Annotated in this window: 15 protein-coding genes; 12 read left to right on the forward strand and 3 right to left on the reverse strand. The window is 63.3% G+C overall.

Annotated features, from left to right (window positions below; genetic code table 11):
* The first annotated feature begins 12 nt into the window (after positions 1-12).
* The 11 genes from mdh to lpdA all read left to right on the forward strand — a co-directional run bounded on the left by mdh (position 13) and on the right by lpdA (position 11,950).
* Positions 13-978, forward strand: a complete 966-nt coding sequence (gene mdh / locus AC070A_RS15970) for a malate dehydrogenase (RefSeq protein WP_057255001.1) — start codon at positions 13-15, stop codon at positions 976-978.
* A gap of 113 nt (positions 979-1,091) precedes the next feature.
* Complete coding sequence (gene sucC, locus AC070A_RS15975; RefSeq protein WP_057255002.1) at positions 1,092-2,285, forward strand: ADP-forming succinate--CoA ligase subunit beta; 1,194 nt, start codon at positions 1,092-1,094, stop codon at positions 2,283-2,285.
* 17 nt (positions 2,286-2,302) lie between these two features.
* Positions 2,303-3,205 carry a succinate--CoA ligase subunit alpha gene (gene sucD, locus AC070A_RS15980; RefSeq protein WP_058321727.1) on the forward strand — a complete coding sequence of 301 codons (903 nt, stop codon included), beginning with the start codon at positions 2,303-2,305 and terminating at the stop codon, positions 3,203-3,205.
* Between the two features lie 244 nt (positions 3,206-3,449).
* Positions 3,450-6,446: a 2-oxoglutarate dehydrogenase E1 component gene (locus tag AC070A_RS15985; RefSeq protein ID WP_057255004.1), complete on the forward strand. Its 2,997-nt coding sequence runs from the start codon at positions 3,450-3,452 to the stop codon at positions 6,444-6,446.
* Between the two features lie 56 nt (positions 6,447-6,502).
* Entirely contained in the window at positions 6,503-7,735 is a 1,233-nt protein-coding gene (gene odhB / locus AC070A_RS15990) for a 2-oxoglutarate dehydrogenase complex dihydrolipoyllysine-residue succinyltransferase (protein WP_057255005.1), read from the forward strand.
* Between the two features lie 64 nt (positions 7,736-7,799).
* Positions 7,800-8,189, forward strand: a complete 390-nt coding sequence (locus AC070A_RS15995) for an MAPEG family protein (RefSeq protein WP_057255006.1) — start codon at positions 7,800-7,802, stop codon at positions 8,187-8,189.
* A 14-nt stretch (positions 8,190-8,203) separates the two neighbouring features.
* Entirely contained in the window at positions 8,204-8,629 is a 426-nt protein-coding gene (locus tag AC070A_RS16000; protein ID WP_492384751.1) for a VOC family protein, read from the forward strand.
* Complete coding sequence (locus AC070A_RS16005; protein WP_057255008.1) at positions 8,626-9,267, forward strand: LysE family translocator; 642 nt, start codon at positions 8,626-8,628, stop codon at positions 9,265-9,267. The genes AC070A_RS16000 and AC070A_RS16005 overlap by 4 nt, the downstream gene beginning before the upstream one ends.
* Positions 9,268-9,269: 2 nt before the next feature.
* Entirely contained in the window at positions 9,270-9,770 is a 501-nt protein-coding gene (locus tag AC070A_RS16010; protein WP_057255100.1) for a hypothetical protein, read from the forward strand.
* Positions 9,767-10,519: an SDR family oxidoreductase gene (locus AC070A_RS16015; RefSeq protein ID WP_057255101.1), complete on the forward strand. Its 753-nt coding sequence runs from the start codon at positions 9,767-9,769 to the stop codon at positions 10,517-10,519. Before AC070A_RS16010 ends, AC070A_RS16015 begins: the two co-directional genes overlap by 4 nt.
* A gap of 24 nt (positions 10,520-10,543) precedes the next feature.
* Positions 10,544-11,950, forward strand: coding sequence for a dihydrolipoyl dehydrogenase (gene lpdA / locus AC070A_RS16020; RefSeq protein WP_058325694.1), 1,407 nt, complete (start codon positions 10,544-10,546; stop codon positions 11,948-11,950).
* Positions 11,951-12,099: 149 nt separating this feature from the next.
* Here lpdA and AC070A_RS16025 read toward each other — a convergent pair whose 3' ends face one another.
* Positions 12,100-12,594 (reverse strand): acyl-CoA thioesterase, encoded by a 495-nt coding sequence (locus tag AC070A_RS16025; RefSeq protein WP_057255010.1) that lies wholly within the window; start codon positions 12,592-12,594, stop codon positions 12,100-12,102.
* Positions 12,595-12,809: 215 nt separating this feature from the next.
* Between AC070A_RS16025 and AC070A_RS16030 the strand changes: the two genes are divergently transcribed.
* Positions 12,810-13,298 carry a DUF2867 domain-containing protein gene (locus tag AC070A_RS16030; protein WP_112995693.1) on the forward strand — a complete coding sequence of 163 codons (489 nt, stop codon included), beginning with the start codon at positions 12,810-12,812 and terminating at the stop codon, positions 13,296-13,298.
* Positions 13,299-13,325: 27 nt separating this feature from the next.
* Here the strand turns inward: AC070A_RS16030 and AC070A_RS16035 are convergent, their stop codons facing one another.
* Entirely contained in the window at positions 13,326-14,414 is a 1,089-nt protein-coding gene (locus AC070A_RS16035; RefSeq protein ID WP_113736639.1) for a TraB/GumN family protein, read from the reverse strand.
* 99 nt (positions 14,415-14,513) lie between these two features.
* On the reverse strand, positions 14,514-15,449 hold the full coding sequence (locus AC070A_RS16040; RefSeq protein WP_112995695.1) for a tyrosine recombinase XerC: 936 nt from the start codon (positions 15,447-15,449) through the stop codon (positions 14,514-14,516).
* Between the last annotated feature and the right edge of the window lie 117 nt (positions 15,450-15,566).

Below are 15,566 nucleotides of genomic sequence, written 5' to 3' on the forward strand. Positions count from 1 at the left end.
GGAAGCACTTTCATGGCTCGCAACAAGATCGCACTTATCGGTTCAGGGATGATTGGTGGCACGCTGGCGCATCTCGCCGGCCTGAAGGAGCTGGGCGACATCGTCCTCTTCGACATTGCCGACGGCATCCCCCAGGGCAAGGGTCTCGACATCGGCCAGTCCTCCCCGGTCGAAGGTTTCGACGCGAACCTGACGGGTGCCAGCGACTACGCCGCCATCGAAGGCGCCGATGTCTGCATCGTCACCGCCGGCGTTGCCCGCAAGCCCGGCATGAGCCGCGACGATCTGCTCGGCATCAACCTCAAGGTCATGGAACAGGTCGGAGCCGGCATCAAAAAGTACGCTCCGAACGCCTTCGTCATCTGCATCACCAACCCGCTCGACGCCATGGTCTGGGCGCTGCAGAAGTTCTCGGGCCTGCCGAAGAACAAGGTCGTCGGCATGGCCGGCGTTCTCGACAGCGCGCGCTTCCGCCTGTTCCTTTCCCAGGAATTCAACGTTTCGGTCCAGGACGTCACCGCCTTCGTTCTCGGCGGCCACGGCGACACCATGGTGCCGCTCGCCCGCTACTCGACCGTTGCCGGCATCCCGCTGACCGACCTCGTGCAGATGGGCTGGCTCACCAAGGAGCGCCTCGAAGAAATCGTCCAGCGCACCCGTGACGGCGGCGCTGAAATCGTCGGCCTGCTCAAGACCGGCTCGGCCTACTACGCTCCGGCCGCTTCGGCGATCGAGATGGCGGAAGCCTACCTCAAGGACAAGAAGCGCGTGCTGCCCTGCGCCGCGCATCTGACCGGCCAGTACGGCGTCAAGGACATGTATGTCGGCGTTCCGACGGTCATCGGCGCCGGCGGCGTCGAGCGCATCATCGAGATCGATCTCAACAAGGCCGAGAAGGAAGCGTTCGACAAGTCGGTCGCTTCGGTCGCTGGCCTTTGCGAAGCCTGCATCGGCATTGCGCCGAGCCTGAAGCAGTAATCGCGTCGCGTTGAGCGGATGCTGGCATCCGCTCAACCTCTTTGTTTTTGCCGCATTTGTGCGACGGCAGGTGTTTCACCTGTCTGCAGAATGCTCCAGACAGGAAAAACACCATGAACATTCATGAATATCAGGCCAAGGCTCTCCTGAAGAGCTATGGCGCGCCGGTCGCGGAAGGTGTCGCGATCTTCTCCGCAGAAGAGGCAGAAGCCGCTGCCAAGAAGCTCCCGGGCCCGCTCTACGTGGTCAAGAGCCAGATCCATGCTGGCGGCCGCGGCAAGGGCAAGTTCAAGGAACTTTCCGCCGACGCCAAGGGCGGCGTTCGTCTTGCCTTCTCGATCGATGAAGCCAAGGCTCATGCCAAGGACATGCTCGGCAACACGCTCGTCACTGCGCAGACCGGCCCTGCCGGCAAGCAGGTGAACCGCCTCTATATCGAGGATGGCGCCGACATCGACCGCGAACTCTATCTGTCGCTGCTCGTCGACCGCTCGGTCGGCCAGGTTGCCTTCGTCGTTTCGACCGAAGGCGGCATGGACATCGAGGCTGTTGCGCACGACACGCCGGAAAAGATCGTCAACGTCGCGATCAACCCGGAAGCCGGCGTCACCGCCGCTGATCTCGCCAAGCTCACCTCGGCCCTGAAGCTCGAAGGCGAAGCCAAGGCTGATGCCGAAAAGCTCTTCCCGATCCTCTACAAGGCCTTTGTCGAGAAGGACATGAGCCTGCTCGAGATCAACCCGCTGATCGTCATGAAGAACGGCCGCGTGCGCGTTCTCGACGCCAAGGTCTCGTTCGACGGCAACGCGCTCTTCCGCCACGACGACATCAAGGCACTGCGCGACGAAACCGAAGAAGACGCCAAGGAAATCGAGGCCTCCAAGTGGGACCTCGCCTATGTCGCGCTCGACGGCAACATCGGCTGCATGGTCAACGGCGCCGGCCTTGCGATGGCGACGATGGACATCATCAAGCTCTACGGCAAGGAGCCGGCGAACTTCTGTGACGTCGGCGGCGGCGCCGGCAAGGAGAAGGTTGCGGCAGCCTTCAAGATCATCACCGCCGACCCGAAGGTCGAGGGTATCCTCGTCAACATCTTCGGCGGCATCATGAAGTGCGATGTCATCGCTGAAGGTGTCGTTGCGGCCGTGCAGGAAGTCGGCCTCAAGGTTCCGCTGGTCGTTCGTCTCGAAGGCACGAATGTCGAGCTTGGCAAGAAGATCCTGAACGAATCCGGCCTGGCGATCACCGCCGCCGACGATCTGGATGACGCTGCCAAGAAGATCGTCGCCGCGATCAACGGCTAACTGAAGGACCAGACCTCATGTCGATTCTCGTCAATAAGAACACCAAGGTCCTCGTTCAGGGCCTGACCGGCAAGACCGGCACCTTCCATACCGAACAGGCGCTTGCCTATTACGGCACGCAGATGGTCGGCGGCATTCACCCGAAGAAGGGCGGCGAAACCTGGACCGGCTCCAAGGGCGAAACCCTGCCGATCTTCGCGTCGGTTGCCGAAGGCCGTGAAAAGACCGGTGCGGACGCATCCGTGATCTATGTTCCGCCGGCAGGCGCCGCGGACGCGATCATCGAGGCGATCGATGCGGAAATCCCGTTCATCACCTGCATTACCGAAGGCATCCCGGTTGCCGACATGGTGCGCGTCAAGGCTCGTCTCGACCGCTCCAAGTCGCGCCTGCTCGGCCCGAACTGCCCCGGTATCCTGACGCCGGAAGAATGCAAGATCGGCATCATGCCGGGCTCGATCTTCCGCAAGGGTTCGGTCGGCATCGTTTCGCGCTCCGGTACGCTGACCTATGAAGCCGTGTTCCAGACCTCCAACGAAGGCCTCGGCCAGACGACGGCCGTCGGCATCGGCGGCGACCCGGTCAAGGGCACCGAGTTCATCGACGTGCTGGAGATGTTCCTGGCGGACGAGGCCACGACCTCGATCATCATGATCGGCGAAATCGGCGGCTCGGCCGAAGAGGATGCGGCGCAGTTCCTCATCGACGAAGCCAAGAAGGGCCGCAAGAAGCCGATGGCCGGCTTCATCGCGGGCCGTACCGCGCCGAAGGGCCGCACAATGGGTCACGCCGGCGCCGTCGTTTCCGGCGGCAAGGGCGATGCGGAATCCAAGATCGCTGCGATGGAGCAGGCAGGCATCCGCGTGTCGCCGTCGCCGGCCCGTCTCGGCAAGACGCTCGTCGAAGTCCTCAAGGGCTGATCGCAAGACTTCTGTCCGGGCCGGACCATTCCGGTCCGGACAGCGTGCCTGCCGCGTGTTTCCTTGGCTGATTGAAGATCAGGATATGCGGCAATCTACTGCCACGGCGATCCCGGCGCGTCCCTTTGATGCGCGGCGCCGTAGGAAAGGCCAGGCGCCAACCGCGCCGAACGAACATGAACGACCGGGATACCCGGCAACCCAACTTCAGTCAGGAGGCGGACAGAACAGTCCGCGTGAGACCATGACAAGGCAAGAGGCCAACGAGCAATTCCAGCTCACTTCGTTTCTGGACGGCGCCAACGCCGCCTATATCGAGCAGCTCCAAGCACGCTATGAAACGGACCCGGCGTCCGTCTCGGCCGAATGGCAGGCCTTCTTCAAGGCGCTCGCCGACCGGCCGGAAGATGTGGTGAAGGCAGCCAAGGGCGCCTCCTGGAAAAAGAACAACTGGCCGATCGCGGCCAATGGCGAACTCGTCTCTGCGCTCGACGGCGATTGGGGCACGGTCGAAAAGGTCATCGAGAAGAAGGTCAAGGCGAAGGCTGAGGAAGCCGCCGTCGCCACCGGCACTGCCGTGAGCGAGGCAGATATCCTTCAGGCGACGCGCGATTCCGTCCGCGCCATCATGATGATCCGCGCCTATCGTGCCCGTGGCCACCTGCATGCCAAGCTCGATCCGCTCGGCCTTGCTGCCCCGGTCGAGGACTACAACGAGCTTTCGCCCTCGAACTACGGGTTTGAGGAGAAGGATCTCGACCGCAAGATCTTCATCGACAACGTGCTCGGCCTCGAATACGCGAGCATTCGCGAAATGGTCGAAATCCTCGAGCGCACCTACTGCTCGACGATCGGCGTCGAATTCATGCACATGTCCAACCCGGAAGAGAAGGCCTGGATCCAGGAGCGCATCGAAGGACCGGACAAGGGCGTCGAGTTCACGCCCGAGGGCAAGAAGGCGATCCTCCAGAAGCTGATCGAGTCGGAAGGCTTCGAGCAGTTCATCGACGTCAAGTACAAGGGCACCAAGCGCTTTGGTCTCGACGGTGGCGAATCGCTGATCCCGGCACTCGAGCAGATCATCAAGCGCGGCGGCCAGGAAGGCCTCAAGGAAATCGTGCTCGGCATGGCCCACCGCGGCCGCTTGAACGTGCTGTCTCAGGTGATGGCCAAGCCGCATCGCGCCATCTTCCACGAGTTCAAGGGCGGCTCCTACGCGCCTGACGACGTCGAAGGTTCGGGCGACGTGAAGTACCACCTCGGCGCTTCCTCGGACCGCGAATTCGATGGCAACAAGGTTCACCTGTCGCTGACGGCGAACCCCTCGCACCTCGAAATCGTCAACCCTGTCGTCATGGGCAAGGCCCGTGCCAAGCAGGACCAGATGGCGACCGTGTTTGAAGGCGACATCATTCCGTTGCGCGAACGCTCGAAGGTCATGCCGCTCTTGCTGCATGGCGACGCCGCCTTTGCCGGCCAGGGCGTGATTGCTGAAATCCTCGGCCTTTCCGGCCTGCGCGGCCACCGCGTTGCCGGTACCGTCCATTTCATCATCAACAACCAGATTGGCTTCACCACCAATCCGGCCTTCTCGCGTTCGTCGCCCTATCCGTCCGACGTCGCCAAGATGATCGAGGCGCCGATCTTCCACGTCAACGGCGACGATCCGGAAGCGGTCGTCTACGCGGCCAAGATCGCCACCGAATTCCGGATGAAGTTCCACAAGCCTGTCGTCATCGACATGTTCTGCTACCGCCGCTTCGGCCACAACGAAGGCGACGAGCCTGCGTTCACGCAGCCGAAGATGTACAAGGTCATCCGCGCCCATAAGACCGTCGTCCAGCTCTACTCCGACCGTCTGGTCGCCGAGGGCCTGATGTCCGAAGGCGAAGTCGAGAAGATGAAGGCCGACTGGCGCGCTCACCTCGAGCAGGAGTTCGAGGCTGGCCAGTCCTACAAGCCGAACAAGGCCGACTGGCTGGATGGTGTCTGGTCGGGCTTGCGCTCGGCCGACAACCAGGACGAACAGCGCCGCGGCAAGACCTCGGTGCCGATGAAGCAGCTCAAGGAAGTCGGTCGCAAGATCTCGGAGATCCCGGCCGGTTTCAATGCACACCGCACGATCCAGCGCTTCATGGAAAACCGCGCTCAGATGATCCAGACCGGCGAAGGCGTCGACTGGGCCATGGCCGAGGCACTCGCCTTCGGCACGCTCGTCACCGAAGGCACCAAGATCCGCCTTTCGGGCCAGGATTGCGAACGCGGCACCTTCTCGCAGCGTCATTCCGTGCTCTACGATCAGCAGAGCGAAGAGCGCTACATTCCGCTTGCGAACCTGTCGCCGACCCAGGCCCGCTACGAAGTCATCAACTCGATGCTCTCGGAAGAAGCGGTCCTCGGCTTCGAATACGGTTACTCGCTCGCCCGTCCGAACGCGTTGACGCTTTGGGAAGCCCAGTTCGGCGACTTCGCCAACGGTGCACAGGTCGTCTTCGACCAGTTCATCTCGTCGGGCGAACGCAAGTGGCTGCGCATGTCTGGTCTCGTCTGCCTGCTGCCGCACGGTTATGAGGGCCAGGGTCCGGAGCACTCGTCCGCCCGCCTCGAACGCTTCCTGCAGCTCTGCGCCGAAGACAACATGCAGGTCGCCAACGTCACGACGCCGGCGAACTACTTCCACATCCTGCGCCGGCAGGTGAAGCGCGACTTCCGCAAGCCGCTGGTCCTGATGACGCCGAAGTCGCTGCTGCGCCACAAGCGGGCGGTTTCGAGTCTGTCGGAAATGGCCGGCGAGAGCTCGTTCCACCGCCTGCTGTGGGACGATGCCGAGGTGATCAAGGATGGTCCGATCAAGCTGCAGAAGGACTCGAAGATCCGTCGCGTCGTGCTCTGCTCGGGCAAGGTCTACTACGACCTGCTCGAAGAGCGCGAGAAGCGCGGCATCGACGACGTCTACCTGCTGCGCGTCGAACAGCTCTATCCGTTCCCGGCCAAGGCGCTGATCAACGAGCTCAGCCGCTTCCGCAACGCGGAGATGGTCTGGTGCCAGGAAGAGCCGAAGAACATGGGCGCCTGGTCGTTCATCGACCCCTATCTCGAATGGGTTCTCGCCCATATCGACGCCAAGTATCAGCGCGTGCGCTACACCGGCCGTCCGGCTGCCGCCTCGCCGGCAACGGGCCTGATGTCGAAGCACCAGGCGCAGCTTGCCGCCTTCCTCGAGGACGCGCTGGGGGGCTGACGCTCCCCACGCTCTGAGCCAATAGAAACAGATATCTGATCAACGGAACAAAAATCATGGCAACAGAAATCCGCGTTCCCACCCTCGGCGAATCCGTCAGCGAAGCGACCGTCGGCACCTGGTTCAAGAAGGTCGGCGATGCCATCAAGGCCGATGAGCCCCTGCTCGAACTCGAAACCGACAAGGTGACGATCGAAGTGCCGGCGCCAGCCGCTGGCACGCTTTCCGAAATCGTTGCGCAGGCCGGCGAGACCGTCGGTCTCGGCGCGCTGCTCGGCCAGATCGCTGCCGGCGCTGCTGCTGCCGCTCCGGCGGCTGCTGCCGAAAAGAAGGCCGAGCCGGCCGCTGCCGCTCCGGCTGCCCCGGCTGCCGCTGCAGCACCCGCTGCCTCGTCGATGCCGCCGGCACCGGCTGCCGCGAAGCTGCTCGCCGAAAACAACCTGTCGGCCGATCAGCTCGATGGCTCCGGCAAGCGTGGCCAGGTGCTGAAGGGTGACGTGCTTGCAGCCGTCGCCAAGGGCATCTCGACCCCTGCTGTCGCAGAGCCCGCAAAGGTCCAGGCCCGTGCGCCGTCGACGGCAGAAGATGTCGTGCGCGAAGAGCGCGTCAAGATGACCCGCCTGCGCCAGACGATCGCCAAGCGCCTCAAGGATGCGCAGAACACCGCCGCCATGCTCACCACCTACAACGAGGTGGACATGAGCGCCGTCATGTCGCTGCGCAACAAGTACAAGGACATCTTCGAGAAGAAGCATGGCGTGAAGCTCGGCTTCATGGGCTTTTTCACCAAGGCCGTGACCCACGCGCTGAAGGAAATCCCGGCTGTTAACGCCGAGATCGACGGCACCGACATCATCTACAAGAACTACTGCCACATCGGCGTCGCCGTCGGCACCGACAAGGGCCTTGTCGTTCCGATCGTGCGCGATGCCGACCAGATGTCGATCGCCGAGATCGAGAAGGACATCGGCCGTCTCGGCAAGGCTGCGCGTGATGGCGCGCTGTCGATGGCCGACATGCAGGGCGGTACCTTCACCATCTCCAACGGCGGCGTCTACGGTTCGCTGATGTCCTCGCCGATCCTCAACGCGCCGCAGTCGGGCATTCTCGGCATGCACAAGATCCAGGACCGTCCGGTCGCCATCGGCGGCCAGGTCGTCATCCGCCCGATGATGTACCTCGCGCTCTCGTACGATCACCGCATCGTCGACGGCAAGGAAGCCGTGACCTTCCTCGTCCGCGTCAAGGAAAGCCTCGAGGATCCGGAGCGTCTGGTTCTCGATCTCTAAGAGTTGGGCGGGGGCGATTGCAGCCCCCGCTTCTTTCTGCGCCGCGCTTCTCCGGATCGCATCGATGTCGTTCGAACTGACCTACCTGCTCTGGAGTGCCGTTCTCGCCTTCGCCTATATGATGGCGCAGGCGGGCGCCTATCGCCTGCAGCACGGCGTCATCGAAGCTGATACCAATCGCGACGTCGTGCCGGAGCCCAATGTCTTTACCGGGCGGGCGGGACGGGCGCTGCGCAATTTTCACGAGACCTATCCGGTCTTCATCGCCCTTGCGGTCGTGATAGAATTCTCCGGACGGAGCGGACCGCTCACCCAATGGGGCGTGGGGATCTGGTTCTGGGCAAGAGCCGCCTACCTGCCGATTTATATTGGCGGCCTCGGATTGGTTCGCTCCGCCGTCTGGACCGTTTCGGCGGTCGGGCTCCTGCTGATGATTGCGGGTATTCTGATCTGAACGGAGGAACTCGCATGGCATCCGAACCAAACGTTCCGCCGATCCAGGTGCCTCTCTGCGTCAAGGACGGCATCGCGGCGATCGCCTTTTACGAGAAGGCCTTTGGTGCCCAACACACCTTTTGCCAGCTGGCGGAGGATCGCAAGCGCGTGATGCATTCCAATCTCGCGCTCTTCGGCGGCGAGATCATGCTGCACGACGAATTTCCCGAATTCGGCTCGAACGTTCTTTCGCCGAAGACGGTCGGTGGTGCGAGCGTCGCCATCAACATCAATCTGCCTGATGCCGCCGACGTCGATGCAGCCTATGACCGGGCGATCGCCGCCGGGGCATCGACAGTTCTGGAGCCGCAGGATACCTTCTGGCACGCACGTTACGCGCGCATCCAGGATCCCTTCGGCCACGTCTGGGCCTTCAACGCACCGGTCGCACAACCATGAGCCAATATCTCCTAGAACTCGCATCGCTGATGGCGATCTTCGCCTTTGCGATCGTCTCTCCCGGCGCCGATCTGGCCATGGTCATGCGCCAGTCGATCGTGCATGGCCGGCGCCCGGCCATCATCACGTCCTTCGGCATCGGCACCTCGCTGATGTTCCATGTGACTTACACGATCCTCGGTCTGGGGCTGATCATTTCGCAGTCGATCTACCTCTTCAACATCGTCAAATGGTGCGGCGTCGCTTACCTGATCTATATCGGCATCAAGGCGCTCCGTGCCGGCCAGACGGAGATCAAGGTCGAGCGCGCGGAAGGCAATGAGCCGGCCAAGGGCCAGTCGACCGCCAAGGCTTTCGGCCTCGGCTTTGCCGCCAATGCGCTCAATCCGAAGCCGGTATTCTTCTTCCTGTCGATCTTCTCGACCGTCGTCAGCGCCCACACGCCGATCCTCGTCAAGTTCGGCTATGGGCTGGTCATGGCCACCTGCCTGATCCTCTGGTTCGTCGGCGTCAGCCTGTTCATGACGACGCCGCGGATGCGCGCCGCCTTCACCCGCGCCAGCAAGTGGATCGACCGCGCCAGCGGCGTGGTCTTCATTGCGCTTGGTCTCAGGCTCGCGACGGAGAAGGCAGCCTGATCATGATCTCCGGTCGCTTCATCTTGATGCTGTTCTGCACCGCGCTTGCAGCGCCGGCTGCCGCTGCCGATTGCAAGCAGTCGCACGCGATCTACGCCGATCGTGACGGCGGCTATGAGCTGCGCTTCGAGCCGGTCGGCTCGGCAAGTGCGGCGACCAGCAACCACTTCAAGGTGGCGGTGCTCAAACCCGGGCTTCTGCTCGACGGCGTCGTGATGCCGGCGGGAGAGCCGGAACGCGCCACGGGGCTGATCATGCACAATTGCCCGGAGGGTGACGCGACCGGCGAGGAACTGCGCGCCTGCACGGTATGGCAGGGCGTCGTCTATGCGCTCGACAAGGCCGGTGCGATCAGCGAGATCCCTGGTGAAGCCGAACAGGCGGCCGAGCAGTTGCTGCTTCCCGATTTCGGGCCTTCCCTCAGAGCATCGAGCGCCTGGGGCAAGGGCAAGGCCGAGGCCGACAGCTGGGATTCTTTCACCCTCAAGGGATGCGCCGCATGAGCGCAGGCCCCGTTCTTCTCGTGACAGGCGGTAGCCGCGGTATCGGCGCGGCGGTTTGTGTCGCCGCGGCGAAAGCCGGCTGGCGTGTCGCAGTCAACTACGCGACGAACCGTGATGCGGCAGATGCGGTTGTCGGCGCGATCGAAGCGGCCGGCGGCTCGGCGATTGCGGTTCAGGGCGATGTCGGCTCGGAGGCGGATATCCAGGCGATGTTCGCTGCCGTCGATGCGGCCTTCGGCCGGCTGGATGGCCTCGTCAACAATGCCGGCATCGTTGGGCCGACCGCGCGGATCGACGAGATGTCGGTCGAGCGGCTGGAGCGGATGTTCCGCATTAACGTCACCGGCTCCATTCGCTGCGCGGCGGAAGCGGTTCGGCGCATGTCGACGCGCTACGGCGGCAAGGGTGGCGCCATCGTCAACATCTCCTCGGCCGCAGCCGTGCTCGGCTCGCCGGCACAATATGTCGACTACGCCGCCTCGAAGGGTGCGATCGACACCTTCACCATCGGCCTTGCGCGCGAGGTTGCGACCGAGGGCATTCGCGTCAATGCGATCCGTCCCGGCGTCATCGATACCGAGATCCATGCCTCCGGCGGCCTGCCGGACCGGGCGCGCGATCTTGCTCCCACCATTCCCGTTCAGCGACCCGGCACCGCCGAGGAAGTCGCTGACGCGGTTCTCTACCTCCTGTCAGACAAGGCGACTTATGTGACGGGGGCAATTCTCAATGTCAGCGGCGGGCGGTAACCGCCCTGAAGGAAGGATATTCTAATGGCTTATGATCTCATCGTTATCGGCAGCGGCCCCGGCGGCTATGTCTGCGCCATCAAGGCGGCTCAGCTCGGCCTGAAGGTGGCCGTCGTCGAGAAGCGCGCCACCTATGGCGGCACCTGCCTCAACATCGGCTGCATCCCGTCGAAGGCGCTACTGCATGCTTCGGAGGTGTTCCATCAGGTCGCCCATGGCGTCGACGCGCTTGGCGTCGAAGTCGCAGCACCGAAGCTGAACCTCGAAAAGATGTTGGCCCACAAGGACGCGACCGTTAAGTCCAACGTCGAGGGCGTCTCGTTCCTGTTCAAGAAGAACAAGATCGACGGCATCCAGGGCACCGGCAAGGTTCTCGGTCAGGGCAAGGTTTCGGTCACCAACGACAAGGGCGAGGAGCAGATCCTCGAAACCAAGAACATCGTGATCGCCACCGGCTCCGACGTCGCCGGCATTCCGGGCGTTCAGGTCGATATCGACGAGAAGGTGATCATCTCCTCGACCGGCGGCATCGCGCTCGAAAAGGTCCCGGCCAACATGATCGTCGTCGGCGGCGGCGTCATCGGCCTCGAGCTCGGCTCGGTCTGGGCGCGCCTCGGCGCCAAGGTTACGGTTGTCGAATATCTCGATACCATCCTCGGCGGCATGGACGGCGAAGTTGCCAAGCAGTTCCAGCGCATGCTCGCGAAGCAGGGCATGGACTTCAAGCTGGGCGCCAAGGTGACCGGCGTCGTCAAGGACGGCAAGGGCGCCAAGGTGACCTTCGAGCCGGTCAAGGGCGGCGACGCCGTGACGCTCGATGCCGACGTGGTGCTGATTGCCACCGGCCGCAAGCCTTACACCGATGGTCTTGGCCTCGATAAGGCCGGCGTCGTCATGGACCAGCGCGGTCGTGTCGAGATCGACCATCACTACCAGACGAGCGTTACCGGCATCTACGCGATCGGTGACGTCGTGCGCGGCCCGATGCTCGCCCACAAGGCGGAAGACGAAGGCGTCGCGGTTGCCGAGATTCTCGCCGGACAGGCCGGCCACGTGAACTATGACGTCATCCCGAGCGTCGTCTACACCCAGCCGGAAGTCGCCTCCGTCGGCAAGACCGAGGAAGAGCTGAAGGCTGCGGGCGTCGCCTACAAGGTCGGCAAGTTCCCCTTCACCGCCAATGGCCGCGCGCGCGCCATGCTTGCCACCGACGGCTTCGTGAAGATCCTCGCCGACAAGGAAACCGACCGGGTTCTCGGCGGCCACATCGTCGGCTTCGGCGCCGGCGAGATGATCCACGAAATCGCCGTGCTGATGGAGTTCGGCGGTTCGTCGGAAGACCTCGGCCGCACCTGCCACGCGCATCCGACCATGTCGGAAGCGGTCAAGGAAGCGGCTCTTTCGACCTTCTTCAAGCCGATCCACATGTAATGATCCAGCGAGGGGGCTGCAGCAAGCGGCCCCCTTGTTCCAGCCGCGCGCTTCAACACGCCGGCTGTTGTTGCGGCGCTTTCACCAGTGCCGCGTCAGCGTTCGCTGACATCCCCCCCGGAGATTTCGTGGCGGATGGCGACTATCTCTCATTCTTCAGAAGCAGATCGGAGCGCGTGGAAGCGCTCCTCGAACTCCCGCCTGAGGCTGCGTCGTGCTTCGGCCGCGCGCTGCCGGCGCTTGCGGTCGGCGGTGTCAGTGTTCAGCGGAGGTACGGGCGTCGGCGCGCCGTCGGCGTCGACCGCGACCATCGTGAAGTAACAGGAGTTGGTGTGTCGCCGCTCGCCACTCCTGATGTTCTCGGCCTCGACGCGGATGCCGATTTCCATCGAGGTGCGGCCGGCATTGTTGACCGCGGCACGGAAGGTGACGAGCTCGCCGACGTGGATGGGCTGGCGGAAGGTCACCTGGTCGACCGAAAGCGTCACCGCATATTGCTGCGAATAGCGCGAGGCGCATGAGAACGCCACGCGATCCAGGAGATTGAGCAGCGCGCCGCCATGGACCTTGCCGCTGAAATTCGCCATGTCCGGCGTCATCAGCACGACCATTTCGAGTTCGCGTGTGTCGTGGCTGGTTTCCATTGTCCATCTCCAGAATTTGCAACGCTCAGCTTGAGTTATGCAGCTTGTCGGCGCGAAGGGAAGGGGCCTCACCGCATCGGCGAATGACGGCCCCGGCGGCAGACTGGGTGTGACGATTGGACCGAGGGCTGCGACAAGCGGTCTCCTGTCCAGGCACGACGGAGGGCGCAATCATGTCTCAAAGGACAAGCGACGCCGTGGCGTCAGGAGGAAACATGAATCCGAGAGCCGTGGCCACCTCGTTGCCGAACCGGCATCTACCCGACGCCGATTGGGCCGACCGATTCGAGCTCGCGCTCGACGGCAAGGGCGTGACCGCTGCGGAAGCGGCCGAACGTTCGCTTGGCCGTTCGCCGCGATGGATTCGCGAACTGCTGCGCCTGCGCAACCGCGTGGTCTCGCTCATTGGCCTGAAATCGGCAGCGCCGAAACCGGGTCGCTTCGGGCTGGTCGGGGCGTTTCCAGTGCTGTCGAAAAGCGACGACGAAGTGGTGCTCGGTTTCGACGACAAGCATCTCGATTTTCGCATCGTCGTGGATGTCAGGGCGGGATCCGCGGTCAACCAGATCGTCGGCGTCACCACGCTCGTCCGCAGGCACAATACGCTCGGGCGGGTTTACCTGGCGGCGGTCACACCGTTTCACAAGGTGATCGTGCCGACGCTTCTGGCCCGGGTGGCGGGTCCGGGCGGTCAGATTGGCTGATCAGTCTCCGGCTTGAACGCCCGCCAGTCAGTTGGCGCGCGTGACCGTGAAGCCCTGGGCGCGGAGCAGTTCGACAAGACCTTCCTTGCCCGGAAGGTGCAGCGCTCCGACCGCCATGAAAGCGCCGCCGTCCTTCAGGATCGGTTCGGCACGTGTCGCCATCGTCTTGTTGCGGTCGACGATGATGCGCTGCTCGAAATCGGCATAGCCGAAATCCTCGGCGGAGCCCTTGTCGGAAACGGATCTCATCATCGGCATGATCATGCCGGTGTCGCCGGAAAGGTAGAGATCGGTCATTGTCGCGAAGACGTCGTCGATCGTCTTGCCGAGCGCCAGCGTCTCGATCAGCGCGCGCAGGTGCAGTTCTGTCGGAAGCGAATCCATCGCTGCGAGCTGTTCGATCAGCGTCTCCAGGCCCTTGAGCGTTTTGCCCTGGCTGACCGCATCCTCGGCAATCTTCTTGTCGAGGAAGGAGGCGCCGGTCGCCTTGCGGCTGATCTCGCAGGCGGGCAACGCGACGAAGCTCGCGATCATCCAGGGTTTCATGCGCGCAACGAGCGTCAGCGGAATGCCGCGGGCTTTGAGGCCCGCTTCGAGCTGTTCGCGATCGCCGGGCTCCAGGAAATCGGCGATCGTCTTGTTGTCCGGAAACATGGTGAGGTCGGGCCGCATCAGGATCGCGGCGGCCGATTTCTTCTCGTCGACGATCTCGTCCGATTCGACGATGACGGTTGAGGCTGCTTCGAAAGCGGCCGGCGCCTCGGCAGGCAACGCCAGTACGCGCGGATCGGTCACGTGCATGGTGCCGAGCAGCCAGGAGGCCGCGATGCCGTCCTTCTCGATCTTCCAGAAGATGCCTTTGCCGTTCGGCACGGCGGCGGCTTCCGCTTCGAGTGCGGCGAATTTGGTCGGATCCGACTTGGCAAGGGCGGTGAGCACATTCGAGCCGCCGCATTCGGCTTCCTGCGCATCGGCTTCCGCAACGAAGAAGAGTGCAACGACGAGGCTGGCGGCAAGAACAACATGCAAGAGGGCAATGAGCCAAAGCGTATCGTCAGCGACCCGCGCAAGCAGGTTGCGGGGCAGGTTTCGATCAGGTCTCGCAAAGGCGGTCATCATTGTTCCCCGACGGTCGGACGGTCGTTGCTGAACCCTAGGGCCGGGCCGGTCACGGCTTCCTTAAAGGGCATGGTTAATCCATCGTTTCGCCGAAAATCAGGCGCGCGGATGGGCGCGATCGTAGATTTCCAGAAGCCGCGCGGAATCGACACCGGTATAGACCTGCGTGGTCGACAGGCTGGCGTGGCCGAGCAGTTCCTGGATGGTTCGCAGATCGCCGCCGCCGGCCAGCAGATGGGTGGCGAAGGAGTGTCGCAGCGCATGCGGCGTTGCCGTGTCCGGCAGGCCGAGGGCCCCGCGCAGCTTCTGCATTTCCCGCTGGATGATTGCCGGCTGCAGCTTGGCGCCACGGGCACCACGAAACAACGGTTCATCAGCAGGCGGCTGATAGGGGCAGAGTTTGATATAGGCTGCGACGGCTTCACGCGCAGCCTGAATCAATGGCACGAGCCGCGTCTTGCCGCCTTTGCCGATGATGCGCAGCGACGAGGGCGAGTCGGCGAAATCGCCCGATGTCAGCCCGAGCGCTTCGGAAATGCGCAGGCCGCAGCCATAGAGCAGGGTCAGCACCGCGGCATTGCGCGCGGCGATCCAGGGCTCCTCGGCAAGCTGCGCCTCCGAGGTCACGACGTTCAGCGCCTCTCGGTCGGTCAGCGGCTTCGGCAGGGATTTCGGCTGCTTCGGCGAGCGCACGGCGGCGGCACCTGCTGCGTTCGCAAGGCCATTGCGTTCGAGAAAGCGCAGGAAGGAGCGCAAACCGGCGAGGCCACGGCCGAGCGTGCGTGCACCGGCGCCACCCTTGCGGCGCTGGGCGAGGAAGCCGCGCAGATCCGCCGGCCGCAGCGTCCGGATGTCGGAAAGGCGCGGCGGCCCGGCCAGATGGCCGGTCAGGAATGTCAGGAATTGACGGGTGTCGCGCTCATAGGCCTCGACGGTGTTGTCGGAGAGGCGCCGCTCCCGCATGAGCCCATTGAGCCAACGTTGGCGTTCGGCAAGGAGTTCCGGATGGCCGATGACGAGGAGCTCGTTCATTGTCGCTTCCCAAGTTGGTCCATCGGCGACAATGCCCTGACGCATCTTATGTTTTTGCTAATGCGCCCTTGGAATCTGTCATTCTTCGATCATATAGAATTGCGATGGTCAGCCGGA

This window comes from Ensifer sp. GW101-20A05 (assembly GCF_059424735.1).